This window comes from Mesorhizobium sp. B4-1-4 (genome assembly GCF_006439395.2).
Classification (GTDB): Bacteria; Pseudomonadota; Alphaproteobacteria; order Rhizobiales; family Rhizobiaceae; genus Mesorhizobium.
In genome coordinates, this window is the sequence record NZ_CP083950.1 from 3,995,466 (window position 1) to 4,016,459 (window position 20,994).

A 20,994-nucleotide genomic window follows, 5' to 3' on the forward strand; every position below is an offset into this window, starting at 1 on the left:
GAGGCTTAACCCAGCCGGAGTGCGATGACCCCGGCAACAATGCTGAGCGCGGCCGCCCCGCGCCAGCCCGTCATCTTCTCGCCGAGCGCGTAGACCGAGATCAGCATGGCGAACAGGATCGAGGTCTCGCGCAGCGACGCGACCGAGGCGATCGGCGCCTTGGTCATGGCCCACATCACGATCCAGTAGGCCACACCGCTGAGCACGCCGGTGAACAGCCCGGTCTTCCAGTCGCGCGCCAGAACGGGAAGCGCCTTGGGCCCGCGGAAGACGAGGCACAGCACCAGGGCTCCCAGCGCATCGCAGATGAACAGCCAGGCGGCGTAGCTTTGCGCGGTTGCCGCCAGCCGTGCGCCGCTGCCGTCGGACAGCGTGTAGCTGGCGATGAACAGCGAAGTGCCGAATGCAAAACCGACCGCGCGCAGGTTGAGCTTTTCCAGATGCGCGCCGCCGCGAAACGACATCACAAGCGTACCGGCCGACAAGAGCAGGATGCCGACAATGGCGAGCGGTGCCGGCACTTCGGCAACGACGAACATGCCGCCGATCGCGGCCAGCAAAGGTGCCGTGCCGCGCGCCAGCGGGTAGGTCTGGGCGAAATCCCCGGCCTGGTAGGCGCCGATCAGGAAGGTGCGGTAGCCCATGTGGAAGATCACCGACGCGATGATGTAGGGCCAGACGTCCGCCTTTGGCACCTCGACGAAGGGCAACACCACGAGCGCGGCCGCACCCATGCCGAGCGTCATCAGCGTGATCGACAGAAAGCGATCGAGATGGACCTTGACCAGCGCATTCCAGATGGCGTGCATGGCAGCCGCGGCAAGCACCGCGAAGAAGACGAAAAACGTCATTTCAGGCTTGTCGACCTCCCAAGCCAAGCGGCGTTTCGAGATCGATGTCGACGCGGACGGGGAAATGATCGGATGCCACCTCGCCTATATCGGATTCGACCGAACGCACCCGCTCGGCGAACATGCCGCCGATGAAACAATGGTCGAGCCGGCGCTTTGCCAGCCTGCCGTCGATGATCTTCTCATGCGTGTGGAAATCAGCCGCCGCTTCGATCGCCACGGCGGCGGCATCGACGAAACCATCGAGATAGGCGGCACCCCGATGGTAGGGCGTGCTGCCGACGATGCGGCGATATTCGGCGCTGCCCGGCTCCATGTTGAAATCGCCCATCCAGATCGCCGCCGGCGGATTTTCCGGCTCGGCTTCGCCGCTGGTCCAGTTGCGCGAAGGCTCGTCATCGACGCCGCTCCATGGCCCGCCGTCGGTGGGCGCCCGGCGATGTTCGGCGAGCAGGTGGTCGATCTGCTCCAGCCGTTCTTCAGCCGCGATGTGCGCGAGATGCAACGACAGCACGCGCACCGGGCCGGCCGGCGTACGGATCATGCATTCCAGCGCGGCATTGCGGGTGTTGAGCGGCCGCAGCGTGCGGCGCATCGGCAGCGCATGCAGCCGCGACCACACGATCGGCAGCTTCGACAGCACCATGGTGCCGAACTGCCGCCGCCGGTTGACCAGGCGCCCGTCGCGCCGCTCGCTGGCATCCATGTCGAAGGCCGGCCCGTAGACCCAGTAATAGTCTGGCAGCAGGCGTGAAAGCAGTTCCGGCTGGTCGTCGAAATTGCTGCGTTGCCAGTGCCGCTCCACCTCCTGCAGGGCAATGATGTCGGCGCCGTCGACGATGCGTGCCGCGCGCGAAAGATCGTAGCGCTCGTCGCTGCCGAATCCGTACTGGATGTTGTAACTGACCAGCTTCATTGCTTATCCGGCTTATTTTCCATCATGGCAGTAGCGGTTCGGCGGATTGGTTGCAATGTGCAGGAGAATGGATGCGGCTTGTGCCAGAAGCCTCCCGCCCGTTGTGCGATCATGCACCGATTCCGGACCGTTCCGATATCCTCCACACGCCGGAAACGGCGTGTGACACCTCTGGCGATGAACCGTCCTAATCCGTCGTCAACGGCTGGAAACGGCCAGCCGGAGACGCCGCCAGTTCCGACCAGTCGATCTCTTCTTCCAGGCGATGATAGGCTTCGTCGCCGATCGTGCCGTTGCTGCGCAATTCCTCCAGCGTGTCGCGTTGGCGGTCGATGGCGTAGAGGCGCAGCCGGTCGTATTCGGTTGCCGCCTGTGCGTCATCAGGGTTTTGCGCGATCACGCGTTGGGCCTCATACTGCTCGCGCACCACGGCCGCCGCGACCGATGTCTTGCGGCTCAACACATCTAGCGCGGCCTGCATGACGGCGACGCGAGCCTGGGCCACTTCGCGGTCTATCGTCGTGTCCCGTTCGAAGTCGAGTATCCGCAGCAGCGGCTTCAGGCTCATCCCTTGCAATACCAGCGTGCCCAGGACCACCGCGAAGGCGGCAAGCACGATCGGATCGCGACCGGGAAAGCCGGCCGGCAGCGCAATGGCCACCACCAGCGTCACCAGCCCCCGCATGCCGCACCAGCCGACGAGCACGGAGCCGCGAAACGTCGGCGCATCGCTCCTCCGCTCTTCGCCGCCGAAGCGGGCAAACCATCGGATGATCGCAACGTAACTCGCCACCCAGAAAAGGCGTGCCACGATGACAACGGCCAGCACCGTCGCTGCAAAGAGAAAAGCTTCGCCTTGCCCATCGCCGGAGAGACGGCCGACGATCGATCGTGCCTGCAGGCCCATCAGCACGAAAGCCAGCACGTTGAGCACGAACACCGCCGACTCCCAGACCGAATAGGTGCTGACGCGGCGTCTCGCCGACATATGGCGCGGCGCCCTGCGCGCGATGGTGATGGCGTAGACGACGATGGTGATGATGGCGGACAGCCCGAGCCTGTCCGCCAGGATCCACACCCCGAACGTCCCGGCGAACTGCACCACGGTGCTGCTTGCCGCATCCTCGATCCGGGACAGCGTCAACAGCGAGAAGCGGCCAAGCAGATAACCCGCCACGAGGCTGCCGATGGTCGACAGCAGGATCGTTGGAACGGCGTTGCTCAGCGTGATCGAGCCGAGTGCCGCCGAAACCGCCAGCCGGTAGATCAGCAGCGCGGTGGCGTCGTTGAGCAGGCTCTCGCCCTGGAGAATGGCGGTGATGCGGTGCGGCACCTTGAATTGTCCGAGAACCGCGCTTGCCGCCACCGCATCTGGCGGAGCAACGATGGCGCCGAGCGCGATCGCCGCCGCGATCGGCAGACCGGCCATCTTCCAGCCGACGAAGGCGACGACGGCCGTGGTGAAGACGACAGCGCCGAGCGCCAGCATCACCAACGACAGCCTGTAGCGCTTCAGGTCGCGCAGCGAGGTGTCATAGGCGGAATCCAGAAGCACCGGCGCAATGAACAGCGCAAGCGCCAGTTCCGGATCGATTTCGATGGTCGGTGTGCCAGGCACGAAGGCAATAGCAACCCCAGCTAGGGCCAGCAGGGACGGATAGGGGATCTCCAGCCGTCGCGACAGCGCCGTCAATGCAACGGCCGTCAAAAGCAGGACTAGCGTCAGTTCGAAAAGAGCCATGGGCTGTTACATCCGTGGGATTGCTGGCGCAGATATGCATGCAGCATGCGGTGGATTGGCCATCAAACTCAAGCCCTCCAGCAATGCGCCTGAAATCGCCGCGGATGGAGCCTTGCCCGCTGTCCAGGAGATTATCCCAGCCGGTTCATCGCATCGGCTTGACGCCGCTTGCCGGATGCCGCTTGCCGACGCCTGAGAGGGGCGGGAATAATGAATGCGTCCAACCATGTGTTGGCATCGTTGCCGCCGTAATCCCGGCTGGATTGAACAGCATCGCAAATCCGACGACGCTGCCGCCGAAATCTGGGGCTAACCCCGTTCGCTTAGGCTCATACCATCGAGCTAATGCAACACCAGCATATCGCCCGACGAGAACGAAATCTCAGCCTTCTCGCCAACGGCGGGCGGCGGCGTCGCCGAGTTGTTGAACGTGTCGAGCGACACCGTGTTGCCGCCGATACCGACGCGGACCCGGATTACCGAACCGAGGAAATGCACTTCGGAAATCTCGCCGGACAGGCTGGAATCGCGGCCGGGCTGACGGCCGAGCGAAATTGCCTCTGGCCGCAGCGCCAGCGCCAGCGTATCGCCGGACTTCGAGCCGTTGAGCTTGCCCTTCAACTCGACTTCCTGCGTGTTGACCTGCACCTTGCCTGATGCGGCATCGGTGACCTTGCCCTCGAGAACGTTGAGCGTGCCGACGAAGTTGGCGACGAACTTGGTCGCCGGCCGGTTGTAGATCTCGAACGGCGTGGCAACCTGCTCGGCCTTGCCGCCATACATGACCGCGATGCGGTCGGAGATCGACAGCGCTTCTTCCTGGTCGTGCGTGACGAAAATGGTGGTGATGCCGAGCTTCTTCTGGATCGAGCGGATTTCCTCGCGCAGCGAAACGCGCACCTTGGCGTCCAGCGCCGACAGCGGTTCGTCGAGCAGCAGCAGCTTCGGCTTCGGCGCGATCGCACGCGCCAGCGCGATACGCTGCTGCTGGCCGCCCGAGAGCTGGTAGGGATAACGGTCGGCCATCTGCGGCAGCTTGATCATGTCGAGCATCTCGGCCACGCGCTTGTCGGCGTCGGCCTTGGGCATGCCGGCAACCTTCAGGCCGAAAGCGATGTTCTGCGCCACGGTGAGGTTCGGGAACAGCGCGTAGGCCTGGAACACCATGCCGACATTGCGCTGGTTGGGCTTCAGCCGGGTGATGTCCTTGCCGGCGACGACGATCTTACCGGCCGACGGCTCCTCGAAGCCGGCAACCATGCGCAGCACCGTGGTCTTGCCACAACCGGACGGTCCGAGGAACGAGACGAACTCGCCCGGCTCGACGTCGAGGCTGAAATCCTGGACCACGGTGTTGGTACCGTAGGACTTTCGCACATGCTGGATGGACAGGAATGGCTCGGCCATGGCTTTTTCTCTCAGGTCAGTGCTTTTCGGTCAATTCGGGCGGTTCGCCGATTTCGGCGCGAAGCGGGACAGGATCTGGATGAGCGACATGCAGCCCCAGGTGATGGCAAACGCGATGATGGCAAGGGCTGCCGGCTCATAGGCGCGGTTGGCGCCGATGTTCTGCAGGTAAGGGCCGAAGGCCGGCCGGTTGAGCAGGCTCGCCATGGTGAACTCGCCGATAACGATCGCGAAGGTCAGGAACGCCCCTGACAACACCGCGATCAGCACATTGGGCAGAATAACCCGGCCGATGATCGTCGACCAGCCCGCGCCCAGGATCTGTGCTGCTTCCGTCAATGTCCGCACGTCGATTGTGCGCAGCCCGGTGTCGACTGCGCGATACATGTAAGGCAGCGACAACGTCGCATAGCCGATCACCAGCAAGGCGTTCGCGCCCATATTGCTTCCCAGGAACGGCAGCGGCGAATTCGAACCGTACATCCTGATGTAGCCGAAGACGATGACGATGGCCGGTATGACCAGCGGCAACAATGTGATGAACTCGACGATCGGCCTGAGCTGAGGCAGACGCAGCCGGATCCAGTATGCAGCCGGCACCACGATCAGGATTCCGAGGATGATGGTGAAGATGGCAGCGATCACCGAATACAGGAAGGTCGACTGGAAGCGCGCATCGCCCAACACGATCTGATAGGCATCGAAGGAATGGACGCCGCGCCGCATGCGCAGCGAGAATTCGACCGTTGCCATCAGCGGAATGAAGAAGTAGGCAGCGCCGACGATAAAGACGACCCAGGCCCAGAATTTGCCCGACTTCATTTGAGCCACCTCTCGGAGCGAGTCCGGAACCAGATGTAGAAGACGTTGGCCAAGCCCGTGATGACGATCATGCCGAAGGCGATGGCATATCCGAGCTGCGGGTTGTGCAGCACATCGCCGTTGATCTGCGAATAGAGCTTGATGGGAACGATGTTGAGTGCCGGGCCGGCAAACGCATAGGCGGTGGCAATGGCGCCGAAGGCATTGGCGAACAGAAGGATGACGGTGCCGAGGAAACTCGGCCATATCACCGGTATGACCACCATGCGCCAATATTGCGACTGCGTGGCGCCGAGCGTGGCCGCCGCCTCCCCCCATTCTTTCTTCAAGCCGTCGATGGCCGGCACGATGATGACCACCATCAGGGGAATCTGGAAGAACAGATAGACGGCGATCAGCCCCGATGTGGTGAGGAAATTGAAGCCCATCGCATAGATGTTGATATTGAGGACATCACGCAGCAGCGTCGTGACGATGCCGACACGGCCGAGTGTCGCCAGGAAGGCGAAGGCCAGCGGCAGACCGGCGAAATTCGACGCGACGCCCGAAAAGGTCAGGGTCGCGGAGCGCGTCCAGCTTGGAAGTCCGCCGCGCACGATGGCGATGGCTATCGCAAGCCCGGCAAAGGCGCCGATGATGGACGACCAGAAACTGATCTTGATCGAAACCCAGTAGGAAGCGCTGATCGATGGGTCACTGACCAGCTGCAGGATGTTATCCAGCGTAAATCGACCGTCGCCGGTCTGGAACGCCCCCACGACGAGATAGATCGTCGGCAGGATCAGGAACATCAGGGCGAAGATAAAGAACGGCGCCACGCCGATCCATTGCGTCGGCAAGCGGAAAGCAGTCGCCTCGTTCGGCGGCGCGGGCCTGGTGGCAAGCGACTGATTTGAAAGCGTAAGATCGGTCATGCGCCGGCTACCGTCTTCGAGGAAAAGCCGGGCGGCCTCACAGCCGCCCGGTCAATTTCAAACCTTACTTGACGTTGGCGCCGACAACGGCGTCCCAGTTCTTGCTGATGGCTTCCTTGGCCTTGCCCTGCTCGTCGAGCGTCGGGAAGGCAGCGGAAGCGTAGGCTTCAGCCGGAGGCAGCTTGGCCAGCACGTCAGCCGGGATCTTACCGTTCTTGGCGAGATCGTTGAAGCGGATCGGGTGGCAATAGCCCTTCAGCCAGCCGACCTGGCCTTCGTCGGAATAGAGGTATTCCATCCAGAGCTTGGCCGCATTCGGATGCGGAGCGAAAGCGCTGATCGCCTGCACGTAGACACCGGCGACAACGCCGCTCTTCGGCACGACGACGTCGACGGGCGGGTTGCCCTTCAGCGTGTCGCGGCCAGCAAGGGCGTTATAATCCCAGTTGATCAGGATCGGGGTCTGGCCCTGTGCCAGCGTCGCAGGCTTGCCGACGACCGGGACGAAATTGCCAGCGGCGTTGAGCTTCTTGAAGAAGTCGAGGCCAGCGGTGCCGGCGGCTTGACCAGCAGCGGCACCCGACGACAGGCCGGCGGCATACACCGCCTGGATGGCCTGGTTCGAGGCGCGCGGGTCACCAGCGACGGCCACCGCGTTGGCGAATTCCGGCTTCAGGAGATCGGCCCAGTCCTTCGGCGATTCCTTGATCAGGTCCTTATTCACCATGAACGACAGAACGCCGTAATAGTCGCCGTACCAGGCGCCATCGGCATCCTTGGCGCTGTCCGGGATCGAGTCCCAGGTCGATACCTTGTAAGGCATCAACAGGCCATCGGCCTTGGCGGTCGGACCGAAGGACAGGCCAACGTCGATGACGTCGGGAGCCTGCGGGCCCTTGTTATCCTTGTTGGCCTTGATCGCCTCGACTTCGTCGCCGGAGCCGGCGTCGGGATTGAGTTCGTTGATGGTGATTCCCGGATACTTCGCCTTGAAGCCGGCGATGACGTCGCCATAGCCGCACCAGTCATGCGGCAGGGCGATGGTCGTGAGCTGGCCTTCAGCCTTTGCAGCCTTGACGAGATCGTCCAGCGAAGCCGCGGACGAAATCACCGACGACACCATGAGGGTCGCGGCCGAAAGGGAAAGCACCTTCCCCGTGAATTTGAACATGTGTTCTCTCCGTTGAACTGACGCCGTTGGACGCCTGCGATGCGGTATCGGTTTCATGTGACAGCCAGATGAAAGCTTTGTGAAACCGGCGGCCCGCAGTGCGAAAAAGTAAACTCTTTTTAACCTTGTGTAGCAATTGGCCGGCGTATCTTTTTCCGGCTAACTAGTTTCTGCCCTGTCCTGCATCGCCTCCCCTTGTTTCCCTGCCCCATTTCCAGATCAACTCGATGCGCGAAAAGTGCTTCAGACGGTGCCCGCGATGGCGTTTTCGAGCAAGGTCAGCGCCGCCTTTTTGGTCAGCTTGACCGGGTTGCCCCCGGCCGTTGGATCGACCACCGCCATGTCGGCGATCAGCGCCTTGCGCTTCTTGTCCATGTCGAGCCCCTTGATCAGGCCCGGCAGGGCGTGCGGCACCTTCAGGTCCTTGCGCAGCCTGATGATCGCCTTGGCGAAGCCGTCGAAGCCGCCCTTGATGCCGCAATAGGCGGCGAGGCGGGAAATGCACTCCTCGATGGAGTCGCGATTGAAGGCGAGCACATAAGGCATGAACACGGCGTTGGTCATGCCATGATGGGTGTCGTAGAGCGCGCCGATCGGATGCGACAGCGAGTGGATGGCGCCCAGCCCCTTCTGGAAGGCCGTGGCGCCCATGGCGGCGGCGCTCATCATATGGGCGCGCGCGACCAGGTCCTTGCCGTTGGCAAAGGCCTTTGGCAGGTTCTCGAACACCAGGCGCACACCCTCGACCGCGATGCCGTCAGCCATCGGATGGTAGCCCGGCGCGCAATAGGCTTCCAGGCAATGGGCGAGCGCGTCCATGCCGGTGCCGGCGGTGATGAAGGCCGGCATGCCGACCGACAATTCCGGATCGGCGATCACGATCGCCGGCAACAGCTTGGGATGGAAGATGACCTTCTTGGTGTGCGTCGCCTCATTGGTGATGACACCGGCACGGCCGACTTCCGAGCCGGTGCCAGCGGTGGTCGGTACTGCGATGATCGGAGCGATGGCGTCCGAATTGGCGCGCGTCCACCAGTCGCCGACATCCTCGAAATCCCACACCGGCCGCGTTTGGCCGGCCTGGAAGGCGATCAGCTTGCCGAGGTCGAGCGCCGAACCGCCGCCAAAGGCGATGACGCCGTCGTGCTTGCCCTTCTTGAACACTTCGATACCGGCGGTCAGATTGGATTCCACCGGGTTCGGCCTCACCTCCGAGAAGACGCCATAGGGAACCATGGCATCGTCGAGGATCTTCAGCGTCGAGGCGACGACAGGCAGTTTCGCCAGGCCCGGATCGGTGACGAACAAGGGCCGCTTGATGCCGGTTGCCGCCAGCACCTCGGGCAGTTCCTTGATGCGTCCGGCGCCGAAGCGGACAGTGGTGGGGTAGTTCCATTTGGAGATCAGTTTGGTCATTGCTTGTCTTTCGAAAAATCAGATGGCTTCGCGCAGGTGGAAGGATTTCCGCCGGGTCAGATTGTCGTAGCCGATGGCTGACAGTGCCGCGCCCTTGCCGGTGTTCTTGACGCCGGTCCAGACCAGCGCCGGATCGAGGTAGTCGCAGCGGTTCATGAACACCGTGCCGGTCTCGACGCGGTTGCCGATCGCCACCGCATGCTCGGTGTCGCGCGTCCAGATCGAGGCCGTCAGCCCATAGGGACTGTCGTTCATCAGCGCGATCGCTTCCTCGTCGTTGCGAACCTTCATGATGCCGACGATCGGGCCAAAGCTCTCCTCGCGCATGACGCTCATCTGATGGTCGACCTCGGTCAGCACCTCCGGGGCCAGATAGGGTGAGCCGCTCTTGTCGTTAGCGACCTTCATGTTGATGTGTGCCTTGGCGCCCTTGCGCAGCGCTTCGGCCTTCTGCTCGCGGATCAGGTCGGCGAAGCGCGCCTGCGCCATCGGTCCCATCGTCGTCGCCTGCTCCAGAGGATTGCCGACGACATAGTTCCTGGTCTCGGCGATAAAGCCTTCGACGAATTCGTCATAGACCTTTTCGTGCACATAGACACGCTCGATGCCGCAGCAGCACTGGCCGGAATTGTAGAAAGCGCCATCGACCAGATTGGCCACCGCATGGTCCATCTTGGCGTCGGGCAGCACATAGGCGGGATCCTTGCCGCCGAGTTCGAGGCCGGGCGTCATGAAGGTGCCTGCAGCCGCCCTTTCGATGGCACGGCCGCCGCCGACCGAGCCGGTGAAGTTGACATGATCGATCTTGCCGGAGCCGAGCAGCTTTTCCGTCTGAGCATGGTTCAGCACGATATTCTGGAACACACCCTTTGGCAGGCCGGCCTTGTCGAACGCCTGCTGGAAGCGTTCACCGACCAGCAGCGTCTGCGCCGCGTGCTTCAAGATGACGGCGTTGCCGGCCATCAGCGCCGGCACGATGGTGTTCACGGCGGTCAGATAAGGGTAGTTCCACGGCGCGATCACCATGACCACGCCGAGCGGATCTTTCTTCACATAGCGGCGGAACCCGTCCTTGGGATTAGAGGCCGGCACCGGTCTCAGCGCCGCCTCGGCGATCTCGACCATATAGTTGGTGCGTTCCTTGACACCGCCGAACTCGCCGCCATAGCGGACAGGCCGCCCCATCTGCCAGGCGATCTCCGGCACGATCTCGTCGGTCATCGAGACCAGCGCTTCGAGCATGGCGAGCATGTATTTGCCGCGCTCGACGATCGGCGTCTCGGCCCACTTCTCCTGCGCCGCCTTGGCGCGCTCGACCGCGGCATTGATCGCCTGGTCCGTCGCCACGGGCCGCTCGGCATAGATCGAGCCATCGATGGGGGATTTGAGTCTTACCGTTTCCAAAGGATGCTCCAAGTTAGCAGGCTAGTGTACGCAGATGGCCATTGCGGCCATAGCGAAGGATGGGCTCGTCTCGCGTCACCAGAACCATGTCCAAGGCTCTCGCACTTGCCATCAGTATCCGATCCATGGGATCGCCATGAGGCGGGCCAGGCAAGTTGGAAGACGCAATCAGAATGGCTGGTGAAATAACGCTGAGCTTTGCTGACATTCGCTCGATGAATCGCTCCACGAAATCAAGTGGCGCCAATGGCAGGTTGAGCCGGCCCTTGGCCACACCGATTCCGATCTCCCATGCCGACATCGGGGAGAGATAGAGACGACCGTCATAGGCCGCCTCCGAAATCTCCCGGCTTGCGTGCGGATCAATTTGACTGTCGTTCGCGATAAAGATCATCGCGCATGTATCCAGAAGCAGGCTCGGCTCTTCACTCATTTACGCACCGCGCGTTTGCCATCGCGTGCCTGAGCTTCGCCGCCCAGATAGCCCCGGTCCCAGGGCTCATCGTCGAAAGGTTTGGTAACATCAAATCCGGCTTCAATTGTTATCAAGCCCTTCATGAAACCAAAACCGGGGTGGCGGTCCGGACGCGCCTCCTTTGGCGCAGCCGCGCTACCGCTGGGCGGCGTCGAAATGGGCGCTTTGCGAACGCGGCGAAAGACCAGTTTCCCACTGCCTACGTTGACGGATTCGGTCTCGAACCCGGCTTCAAGCCATTCCCTTGTCATGGGATTGTTGCTCGGATTGTTGCTCCACCATGCAGGGTATTGCTTCGATGCGGGCAGTGGCAGATTGAGCACTTTCTCGATTTCAGCAAACGACATCGGCACACGATCTACATCTTGGGCAACGAGAAAGTCCTTGAGCGGCGCATATTTCGACATTGCAAACTCCTCAATGCAGCACATTGCAATTTTACAGGTCTCATATGGCCTCAGTCTCACTGCATTGTCAACATTAAAGCTGTATAAAGTTTTAATATCGCTCGAACCCTCTGTGCAGTTCCCAATCTGTAATCCGGCGGTCGTATTCGAACTGTTCCCATTTCGCGGTATGCACGTAGTGTTCGAGCACGTCCTCGCCGAGCGCCTGCTTCAGCATCTTCGACTTCGCCAGCGTCTCGGTGGCATCGCGCAGGGTTTTCGGGATCTCCGGCAAACGAGATGCCTGATAGGCATCGCCGACGAACGGTTTTTGCAGCTCCAGTTTCTCATCTATGCCGGCAAGGCCTGACGCGATCAGCGCCGCGAAGGCGAGATAGGGGTTGAGATCGGCGCCGCCGATGCGGCACTCCATGCGGATGCCCTTGGTGCCCTCGCCGCACAGGCGGAAGCCGGCGGTGCGGTTGTCCTCGCTCCACATGATCTTAGTCGGAGCGAAGGTGCCGGCCTGGAAGCGCTTGTAGGAATTGATGTAGGGCGCCAGGAACCAGGTGAACTCCTTGGCATATTTGAGCTGCCCCGCCGCCCATTGCTGGCCGAGCGTCGATAGCGTCCAGTCGGCCTTTTTATCGAAGAACAGCGGCGTCTTGCCGTCGGCGCTCCATAGCGAATTGTGGATGTGGCTGGAATTGCCGGCGAGCCCGTAATTGTACTTGGACATGAACGAGATGGCCTTGCCCTCGGACTCGGCGATCTCCTTGGCGCCGTTCTTCAGGATGACGTGGCGGTCGGCCATGTCGAGCGCCTCGGCGTAGCGCACGTTGATCTCTTCCTGGCCGGGACCCCATTCGCCCTTGGAATTCTCGATCGGAATGCCGGCCGCTTCCATCTCATTGCGAAGCCGGCGCATGACACCTTCTTCCTTGGTAGTGATGCCGATCTGGTAGTCGCCGATATAGGGCGAGGCGGTGTCGAGACCCTGCCAGTGCTTCTTGCGGGCGGAATCGTAGGTCTCGTTGAAAAGGTAGAATTCGAGCTCGGAGGCGAAATAGCCGATATAGCCGCGCTCCGTCAGCCGCTTGACCTGCTTCTTCAGGATCGCGCGCGGCGAATGCGGCAGGTCGTCATGGGTGTGGTGGTCGAGCACATCGCAGATCACCAGGGCGGTCTTGTCCAGCCATGGAATGCGCCGCAGCGTCGCAAGGTCCGGCTTCATGACGAAGTCGCCATAACCCTTCGACCAGCTTGCCGCTTTGTAGCCTGGCACCGGCTCCATATCGATGTCGGCGGCGAGCAGATAATTGCAGCCATGCGTTTCGTCATACGCGGAATCGACGAAGTACTGCGCCAGGAACCGCTTTCCCGCCAGCCGGCCCTGCATGTCGACGATGCAAGCCAGCACCGTGTCGATCTCACCGTTTGAGATCGCTTTCTTCAACTGATCGAACGAGAAATTTCCGGCCATTCCTGCGGCACTCCAAATGCTTTTCGCTTGAAGGGATAAACGCAGCCATGGCCGGCGCGAGGCCGGCCATGAGCTTGAGGCGAAGTGTCAGTGGCCGGTCTCGCCGACGGCCATCTCGGCCGCCTTGATCGCCGCCTGGCGTGCCGCGATGATGTCTCCGAGCGGCGGACCCTGGAAGCGGTTGCGCTCGAAGGCGAACCAGACGATCGCCGTCAGGATGAAGAAACCGACGGTTATGTAGAGAGCCCAGTCGTTCGGCGGCTGAATGCCGATGACGAAGATCAGGACCATCGACACGATCGACAGGAAGCCGAACAGCATGAAGACGCCGCGGCCCATGTTCCACGGCCCCATCTTGTCCCACTTCGGCGTTCCCCAGGCCAGCATGCCAAGCACGATCGGCACGATGAAGGAGAGGAACAGGAAGATAACGGTGCAGGACACCACGATCGTGTAGGCCGAGGTGCCGGCGACCGAAACCAGTGTCGAGCCCCAGACGAACAGCACCGACAGGATCGACGCCGTCCAGATCGCCGCCACCGGCGTGCGGTAGGTCGGGCTGACCTTGGCGAGTGCCCCCGAGCCGGGCAGGCCGCCATCACGCGAGAAGGCGAAGATCATGCGCGAAGCCGAGGTCACGGTGGCGAGGCCACAGAGCAACTGGGCAACGAACACGACGAGGTAGACGAACTCCTTGACGCCGGGACTGACGCGCTGGTCGAAAGCCCAGAAGAACACGTTCCAGCCCTGCTTGGCGGCGTCGTCCATATTGGGGATCATCAGTACGAAGGCGACAAGGAAAAGATAGCCGAACAATGCCGACCAGATAACCGACATCACCATGGCGCGAGGCACGGAACTGGCTGCTTTGATCGTTTCCTCGGAGGTATGCGCCGAGGCATCATAGCCGGTGATCGTATAGATCGGCAGCAAAAGGCCAAGGGCGAACACCCAGGCATTCGACACCGACGGCCACACGCCACCGCCGGCATCGCCGGAATAGTTGTGGAATGTGAACAGCCGGCTGAAATCCCAGTGTTCGGCCGAAATCAGGCAGACCACCGCGATCAGGATCGCGCCGAAGAAGATCAGGTAGCCCGAAAAGTCGGTGAGCTTCGCCGTCAGCTTGATGCCCAGATGGTTGATCAGCGCCTGGGCGCCGGTGATGATGATCAGGAAGATCATCTGGTTGGTCAGCGTGCCCTCGATGCCGAGCGCAGGTCCGAAGGCGCCGACGAAAAACGTCCAGGTGCCGACATTGATGGCGCCGAGCACGGTGATGAGGCCGAGCAGGTTGAGCCAGGCTGTGACCCAGCCGGTGCCGCGATTGCCGAGGATCGAGCCCCAGTGATAAAGGCCGCCGGCCGTCGGATAGGCCGAGCTGATCTGTGACATGGCGACCGCGAAGGTCAGCGATATGAAGCAGCCAACCAGCCAGCCGATGCCGATGCCGATACCGCCGGCCCCGGACGTGGCCTGCGCCAGCGAGTTGATGCCGCCCGACAGGATGCAGATGATGGAGAAGGAAACGGCGAAATTCGAAAAGCGGCTGAGCCGCCGCTCCAGTTCCTGGGCGTAGCCCATGTTGTGGAGGACTTTTATGTCCTCCGCCTTGTCAACTTCGGTATAACCCGGTGCTGTCATCTGAAGTCCCCTTATTCTTGGCTGGCCGATTGAACTGACTTTCCAACTGCACTTGATCGAGAGCCCCTGGCCTCCTCGGGCTCCAGATTCGAAAAAATGCCTGTGAGCAGATCCGCCCATTTCCGCTGCCCGGTCTCGCCGGAGATTTCATCGTTGCGGATTTCGATCATCGCGCAGGGCAGCCCACGCGAGCGCGCATGCCGTTCCAGCGTGAAATAGACGCGGTCGGCAGGCGAATAGGGTTCGTTGACGCCGACGGTGACGCCGGCAAGCCGCCGCAGCGCCGATATCAGCGGAGACGCCAGCCGTCGGTCCTCGTCATGGATGATGCCGATATGCCAGGGTCGGTTGCGGCCCTTGTAGACCGGCGTGAAGGAATGCACGGAAACCAGAAGCGTCTCCTGTCCGCGCGCCAGCCGGTCTTCGACGATGCGCTCGATGGCACCATGAAAAGGCTGCCAGGACAGGGCGACCCGCGCCGCACGCTGTTTTTCCGACAGGCCGGTATTGCCCGGTATGGCTGTCGTCTCGCTGACCGGCGGCACAAGGTCCGGCGCGTCGAGCGGCCGGTTGCAGTCGATGACGAGACGCGAAATGCGGGTTTCAACCAGCGTCGCATCCAGCGCCTGCGCCATGCGCAATGCAACCGGCAACGCGCCGGGATCCCAGGCGATGTGGCGGGACAGGTCCTCGGCGGCGAGGCCGAGCGTGCCGAATTCGGCGGGCAGGAAGTTGGAAGCGTGATCGCAGGTCAGTACGAAAGGGCTCGATCCGCGGGGATTGGTTACCCCTACGGTATCAGACGATGCAAGGCTGGCGGGCCGTGCTTGCTCCATAGTCTGCCGTCCCCGGGGAGCGCTGTACCGTATGTTACGTATTTTGTCTCATTGCGCCCCTGTGAATGATTTCATACAGTTTATCCGGCTTTGTCAAATGCGATCTCATTAGCGAGGCCATTGCGTGGGGGAAAAGATGATTTCCAGCATTGCCGAACTGATCGCCGACCGCGTCGGCACGATGCCAGCGGGCGAACGGCGCGCCGCCCAGACGCTGATCGCCAGCTATCCGATGATCGGCCTGAAGACGGTCGCCGAATTCTCGGCCGCCGCCGGCGTCTCCTCGCCGACGATCCTGCGCTTCGTTGCCCGGCTTGGTTTCCAGAACTACCCGGAATTCCAGTCGAGCCTGCAGGACGAACTGGCCGCGCAACTTCAATCGCCGGCGATACGGACGCTCAACCCGCCCTCGCCCGGCGGCAGCGCCGTATCCCCGATGCTGGAAGCGACGCTCGACAACATGCGCGAGACCTTCCGGCACCTCTCCGACAGGCAGCTCGACGATATCGCGGCGCGGCTTGCCGATCGGCGTGGCAAGACCTTCCTGATCGGCGGTCGCTTCACCGACCCGCTGGCACGCTACATGGCGGCCCACCTCGCCGTCATCCAGCCCGATGTCTTTCACCTTGCCGGACAGGAGAGCATGTGGCGCGACCGGTTGATCGACATGGGCAAGCGCGACGTGCTGGTGATCTTCGACATCAGGCGCTACCAGGACAGCCTCGTCCGCTTCGCCGAAAAGGCGCATCAGCGCGGCGTTCAGATTGTGCTCTTCACCGACCAGTGGCTGTCGCCGATCGCCCGTTTTGCCCGCCACGTCATCGCCGGACGGACGGCGGTGCCTTCCGCATGGGATTCCTCGGCCGCGCTTTTCGTCGTCGCCGAAACGCTGATCGGCGCCGTCACGAGACAGCTCGAGGCCGACGGCGCCCGGCGCATCCGCGAGATGGAAGGTCTGCGCTAGCCCGATCCCGGGAAACCCCGTGAAACGGTTTCCCGTCTGGAATTGCGCCAAACAAAGGGAAGCGGACCCAGGCGCCGATCCCGGGCAAATCGCAGCCAACCCGAAGACCGCCCCGCCTTCACGTTACCGAGATTTAATGTGCACGATTGCGTGATAATTGCCATAAACCAGTGATACCGGGATGTGGCTTGGCCGGTTCCGCCGCCAGCCCGTATCGTCGCCGCGTCCGCTTCCACCGGGAACCGGCCGACATCCTTGCCGCTGGAGTATCGATGCCGAGCCGGAAACAGATTGCCCTTGCATTTGTTATCGTGGTCGCCGCCGCGGCTGCCTGGGCTCGCTTCTATCCCGGCGCTCCCGAAGTGCTGGCGCGCTGGGGCATCGACTGGGCTTATGGCGCGACACCTCCAACAAAGGATGCGGCGGCGGGCGGCTCCCGGCAGGCGGGACGCAGCGGCGCCCGGATCGCCACCATCGTTGCATCGCCGGCCGCCTCGGCGATCATCAACGATCGCCTGCAGGCGATCGGCACCGGCCGTGCCAACGCTTCTGTGACCGTCAATCCCTACAGTTCAGGCCGCCTCGCCGAACTGCTGGTGGAATCCGGCACTCATGTCGACAAAGGACAGATCATCGCGGCGCTCGATTCCGAAACCGAGATCATCGCTCTGGACCGGGCCAAGCTCGCTTTGCAGGATGCCCAGTCCAAGCTCGATCGCGTCAAGTCGCTGCGCGCCTCCAATGCCGCGACGCCGGTCGCCGTGGCCGATGCCGAAGTGGCACTGGCGAACGCCAAACTGGCGCTTCAGGACGCGGAGCTCGCGCTACGGCGCCGCTCCGTTCTGGCGCCTATATCGGGCACTGTCGGCATCCTGCCGATCTCGGCCGGCAATTATGTCACCACCCAGTCGGCGATCGCCACCCTCGACGACCGCTCCTCGATCCTGGTCGATTTCCAGGTGCCTGAGCGCTTCGCCGCCGCCGTCAAGGTTGGTGCGCAATTGACGGCGACGCCGATCGCCAATCCGAGCAACGCCTATACCGGCACGGTGTCAGCCATCGACAACCATATCGACGAGAAGAGCCGCACGCTGCTGGTCAAGGCCAAGATCGGCAATCCGGCCGATTCGCTGCGCGCCGGCATGTCGTTCTCCATCACCATGAAATTCCCCGGCGAAACCTATCCCGCCGTCAGTCCGCTGGCGATCCTGTGGGGGTCGGACGGCGCCTATGTCTGGCAGATCGAGGATGGCAAGGCCAAGCGCGTGCCGGTGCGCATCATCCAGCGCAACACCGAGACCGTGCTGATCGATGCCGAGATCGACAGCGGCGACATGGTGGTCACCGAAGGCACGCAAAGCGTCAGCGAAGGCGGCGAGGTCCGCATCGCCGGCCAGGACCAGCGCAACGCCAATACCGCCGAAGGCTCATGACCGGTACCGTCAACGCCGCCAGCGATACCGGCTTCACCGCCCTGTTCATCCGCAGGCCGGTCATGGCCTTCGTGCTGAACGTGCTCATCGCGGTTGCCGGCCTCGCCGCCTTCTATGGCGTGGAGGTCCGCGAACTGCCCGACGTCGACCGCGCTGTGGTCACGGTCACGACCACCTTCGAAGGGGCGGCCGCCGAAACCGTTGACCGCGAGCTGACCGACACGATCGAGGGTGCGGTCGCCCGCGTCTCCGGCGTCAAGTCGATCTCTTCTTCCTCCTCCTTTGGCCAGAGCCGCGTCACCATCGAATTCAGCGACGGCATCGACCTTAATGTGGCTGCTTCCGATGTGCGCGATGCCGTCGGCCGCGTCGCCAACCAGATGCCGGACACCGCCGATCCGCCGCGCATCGTCAAGGCGGACGCCAATTCCGACGCGGTGATGCGGCTTGCGGTGACCTCGGACAGCATGTCGATCCAGGACATGACAGTGGTGGTTCAGGATCAGATCGAGGATGAGCTAGCCGCCGTGCCCGGCGTCGCCGACGTCCAGGTCTATGGCGGCCGCGACAAGATCTTCCGCATCGATGTCGACCAGAACAAGCTCGCCAGTCTTGGCTTCACCGTCGCCGATCTCAGGGCGGCCCTTGCCTCGGTCGCCTTCGATTCGCCGGCCGGGTCGATCACCACGACCAACCAGGACCTGATCGTCCGTACCACGGCTGATGTGACCACCCCCGAGGAATTCGAAACCATCATCATCGGCGGCACGACGCGCATCCGCGATGTCGCCACCGTCACGCTCGGCCCCGATGTCGGCCAGACCACGCTGCGTTCCGACGGCAAGACCGGCATCGGTATCGGCATCATCCGCCAGGCGGAATCGAACACGTTGGATATTTCGACCGGCGTCCAGGCCGCCATCGCCAAACTGCAGCAGAACCTGCCCAAGGGCATGGCGATCAAGATCACCAGCGACGACGCCGTGTTCGTCAAGGGCGCGGTGCACGAGGTCGAGATCGCGCTCGGCCTGTCGGTGACAATGGTGCTGATCGTCATCTATGCCTTCCTGCTCGACTGGCGCGCCACGCTGATCCCGGGCCTGTCGATGCCGGTCGCCATGATCGGCACCATCGCCGCCATCTATCTGGCCGGCTTCTCGGTTAACATCCTGACGCTGCTCGCGCTTGTGCTGGCGACGGGCCTTGTCGTCGACGACGCCATCGTCGTCCTGGAAAACATCGTGCGCCGCCGCAACGAAGGCATGGGGCCCCGCGCCGCTGCCGTGCTTGGTGCGCGGGAGGTGTTCTTCGCCGTCGTCGCCACGACGCTGACGCTGGTCGCCGTCTTCGTGCCGATCTCGTTCCTGCCCGGCCAGACCGGCGGCCTGTTCCGCGAATTCGGCTTCGTGCTAGCCATGTCGGTGCTTCTGTCCTGCGTGGTGGCGCTGACGCTTTGCCCGATGCTCGCTTCGCGCATGCTGACCAGCGCATCGCTGCATCATCAAGGCGGCCATGGCATCGGCGCCCGTATCGGCGGCGCGTTGAACGCTGGCTACAAGCGGGCCCTGCACGCTTGCCTCGATGCGCCCTGGATCGTGATGCTTGTCGCGGTGCTGTTTGCCGGCACCGCCTTCACCCTGTTCGGCACCATCCGCCAGGAACTGACGCCGACCGAGGACCGCGCGGCGGTGCTGTTGCGCATCAATGCCCCGCAAGGCGTCAGCCTCGACTACACGACGCAGCAGATGCGGAAGATCGAGAAGCTGATCCAGCCGATGCGCGATTCCGGCGAGATCCGCTCCACCTTCGAGAACGCCGGTCAGAACGGCTCCTACAACTCCGGCTTCATGGTGATGACGCTGGCGCCATGGAACGAGCGCAGCCGCAGCCAGCAGGAAATCATGGCCGAGATCAGCCAGCTGACCAGGCAGGTGCCCAGCGTGCGCATCTTCCCGGTGCAGCCCAACAGCCTCGGCATCCGCGGGGCCGGCAACGGCCTGCAGTTCGCGCTGGTCGGCAACGACCGCAAGGCGCTCGGCGACGCGGCGATCAGGATCATCGCCGAGATGCAGAAGGATCCGCGGTTCCAGACGCCGCGCCTGTCCATCGACCCGACGCAGCCGCAGCTTGCCGTCGCCATCGACCGCGAGCGCGCCTCCGATCTCGGCATCGACATTACGGGCCTCGCCAATACCTTGCAGGCCATGCTCGACGGCAACGACGTCGTCGACGTCTACATCGCCGACCGCAGCTATGGCGTGAAGCTGGTCTCGACCACCAACCCGATCAACGATCCGACCGACCTGGAAAATATCTTCCTGAAGACGGCTGACGGCCGCTTCGTGCCGATGTCGACCATCGCCACGCTGACCGAACGCGCCGTGCCGCCGTCGCTGTCGCGCGAACAGCAGCAGCCGTCGGTGGCCATCACCTCCAACCTCAGCGGCAATTTCGCACTTGGTGATGCGCTGACGCGCGCCGAGGAAATCGCCACGCCGCTCTTGCCGCCTGGCAGCCGCATCCTGCCGCTGGCCGAAGCCGCGACGCTGGGCGAGACCAACAGCGCCATGGTCACCATCTTCGGTTTCGCGCTGGTCATCATCCTTCTGGTGCTGGCCGCCCAGTTCGAAAGCTTCGTCAGCGCGGTCATCATCATGGCCACGGTGCCGCTCGGCCTCGCCTGCGCCATCTTCGCGCTGCTGCTGTCTGGCACCAGCCTCAACGCCTACAGCCAGATCGGCCTGGTGCTGCTGGTCGGCGTCATGGCCAAGAACGGCATCCTGATCGTCGAGTTCGCCAACCAGCTGCGCGATCGCGGGCTCGGCGTGCGCGAGGCGGTCGAGCAGGCCTCGACCATCCGCCTGCGGCCGGTGATGATGACGATGATCTGCACCGTGCTCGGCGGCGTGCCGCTGGTGCTGGCGGCCGGCGCGGGCGCCGAAGCGCGCGTGGCGCTCGGCTGGGTGATCGTCGGCGGGCTGGGGCTGGCCACCATCTCGACGCTCTTCCTGACGCCGGTCGCCTATCTGCTGCTTGGCCGTTTCGTTACGCCGAAGACCCACGAGGAAGCGCGGCTGAAGCGCGAGCTCGAGGAAGCCGCCTACGCCAATGTGGAACCGGCGGAATAGGGA

At 62.9% G+C, this 20,994-nt stretch carries 17 protein-coding genes; 3 read left to right on the plus strand and 14 right to left on the minus strand.

The features are described from left to right. Positions 1–5: 5 nt before the first annotated feature. The 14 genes from FJW03_RS19100 to FJW03_RS19165 all read right to left on the minus strand — a co-directional run bounded on the left by FJW03_RS19100 (position 6) and on the right by FJW03_RS19165 (position 15,466). Complete coding sequence (locus tag FJW03_RS19100) at positions 6–851, minus strand: EamA family transporter (protein ID WP_140609695.1); 846 nt, start codon at positions 849–851, stop codon at positions 6–8. 1 nt (position 852) lies between these two features. Further along, positions 853–1,767 (minus strand): endonuclease/exonuclease/phosphatase family protein, encoded by a 915-nt coding sequence (locus FJW03_RS19105; protein ID WP_140766514.1) that lies wholly within the window; start codon positions 1,765–1,767, stop codon positions 853–855. A gap of 187 nt (positions 1,768–1,954) precedes the next feature. Next, a complete protein-coding gene (locus FJW03_RS19110) occupies positions 1,955–3,508 on the minus strand; it encodes a cation:proton antiporter (protein WP_140609691.1) in 1,554 nt (517 codons plus the stop codon). Positions 3,509–3,850: 342 nt separating this feature from the next. Continuing rightward, positions 3,851–4,915: an ABC transporter ATP-binding protein gene (locus FJW03_RS19115; protein WP_140766513.1), complete on the minus strand. Its 1,065-nt coding sequence runs from the start codon at positions 4,913–4,915 to the stop codon at positions 3,851–3,853. 30 nt (positions 4,916–4,945) lie between these two features. Further along, positions 4,946–5,737, minus strand: a complete 792-nt coding sequence (locus FJW03_RS19120; RefSeq protein ID WP_140609687.1) for an ABC transporter permease — start codon at positions 5,735–5,737, stop codon at positions 4,946–4,948. Continuing rightward, positions 5,734–6,651: an ABC transporter permease gene (locus tag FJW03_RS19125; protein WP_140609685.1), complete on the minus strand. Its 918-nt coding sequence runs from the start codon at positions 6,649–6,651 to the stop codon at positions 5,734–5,736. The genes FJW03_RS19120 and FJW03_RS19125 overlap by 4 nt, the downstream gene beginning before the upstream one ends. A 64-nt stretch (positions 6,652–6,715) precedes the next feature. Continuing rightward, positions 6,716–7,822 (minus strand): ABC transporter substrate-binding protein, encoded by a 1,107-nt coding sequence (locus tag FJW03_RS19130; RefSeq protein ID WP_140609683.1) that lies wholly within the window; start codon positions 7,820–7,822, stop codon positions 6,716–6,718. 243 nt (positions 7,823–8,065) lie between these two features. Further along, positions 8,066–9,238, minus strand: coding sequence for an iron-containing alcohol dehydrogenase (locus FJW03_RS19135; RefSeq protein WP_140766512.1), 1,173 nt, complete (start codon positions 9,236–9,238; stop codon positions 8,066–8,068). 18 nt (positions 9,239–9,256) lie between these two features. Further along, positions 9,257–10,642 carry an aldehyde dehydrogenase family protein gene (locus tag FJW03_RS19140; protein ID WP_140766511.1) on the minus strand — a complete coding sequence of 462 codons (1,386 nt, stop codon included), beginning with the start codon at positions 10,640–10,642 and terminating at the stop codon, positions 9,257–9,259. Positions 10,643–10,655: 13 nt separating this feature from the next. Continuing rightward, on the minus strand, positions 10,656–11,075 hold the full coding sequence (locus FJW03_RS19145) for a type II toxin-antitoxin system VapC family toxin (protein WP_140609677.1): 420 nt from the start codon (positions 11,073–11,075) through the stop codon (positions 10,656–10,658). Beyond that, positions 11,072–11,524 carry a hypothetical protein gene (locus FJW03_RS19150; RefSeq protein WP_140609675.1) on the minus strand — a complete coding sequence of 151 codons (453 nt, stop codon included), beginning with the start codon at positions 11,522–11,524 and terminating at the stop codon, positions 11,072–11,074. The genes FJW03_RS19145 and FJW03_RS19150 overlap by 4 nt, the downstream gene beginning before the upstream one ends. Positions 11,525–11,615: 91 nt before the next feature. Next, on the minus strand, positions 11,616–12,986 hold the full coding sequence (locus FJW03_RS19155) for a glutamine synthetase family protein (protein WP_140766510.1): 1,371 nt from the start codon (positions 12,984–12,986) through the stop codon (positions 11,616–11,618). An 87-nt stretch (positions 12,987–13,073) separates the two neighbouring features. Beyond that, positions 13,074–14,630, minus strand: coding sequence for an amino acid permease (locus FJW03_RS19160; RefSeq protein WP_140766509.1), 1,557 nt, complete (start codon positions 14,628–14,630; stop codon positions 13,074–13,076). Positions 14,631–14,641: 11 nt separating this feature from the next. After that, complete coding sequence (locus tag FJW03_RS19165; protein WP_140766508.1) at positions 14,642–15,466, minus strand: N-formylglutamate amidohydrolase; 825 nt, start codon at positions 15,464–15,466, stop codon at positions 14,642–14,644. Between the two features lie 136 nt (positions 15,467–15,602). On the opposite strand from FJW03_RS19165, the gene FJW03_RS19170 reads away from it, so the two are divergent. The 3 genes from FJW03_RS19170 to FJW03_RS19180 all read left to right on the plus strand — a co-directional run bounded on the left by FJW03_RS19170 (position 15,603) and on the right by FJW03_RS19180 (position 20,991). After that, positions 15,603–16,430, plus strand: a complete 828-nt coding sequence (locus FJW03_RS19170) for a MurR/RpiR family transcriptional regulator (protein WP_140766507.1) — start codon at positions 15,603–15,605, stop codon at positions 16,428–16,430. A 272-nt stretch (positions 16,431–16,702) separates the two neighbouring features. Beyond that, positions 16,703–17,863: an efflux RND transporter periplasmic adaptor subunit gene (locus FJW03_RS19175; RefSeq protein ID WP_140766540.1), complete on the plus strand. Its 1,161-nt coding sequence runs from the start codon at positions 16,703–16,705 to the stop codon at positions 17,861–17,863. Beyond that, positions 17,860–20,991 (plus strand): efflux RND transporter permease subunit, encoded by a 3,132-nt coding sequence (locus FJW03_RS19180; protein ID WP_226890406.1) that lies wholly within the window; start codon positions 17,860–17,862, stop codon positions 20,989–20,991. The genes FJW03_RS19175 and FJW03_RS19180 overlap by 4 nt, the downstream gene beginning before the upstream one ends. Positions 20,992–20,994 lie beyond the last annotated feature (3 nt).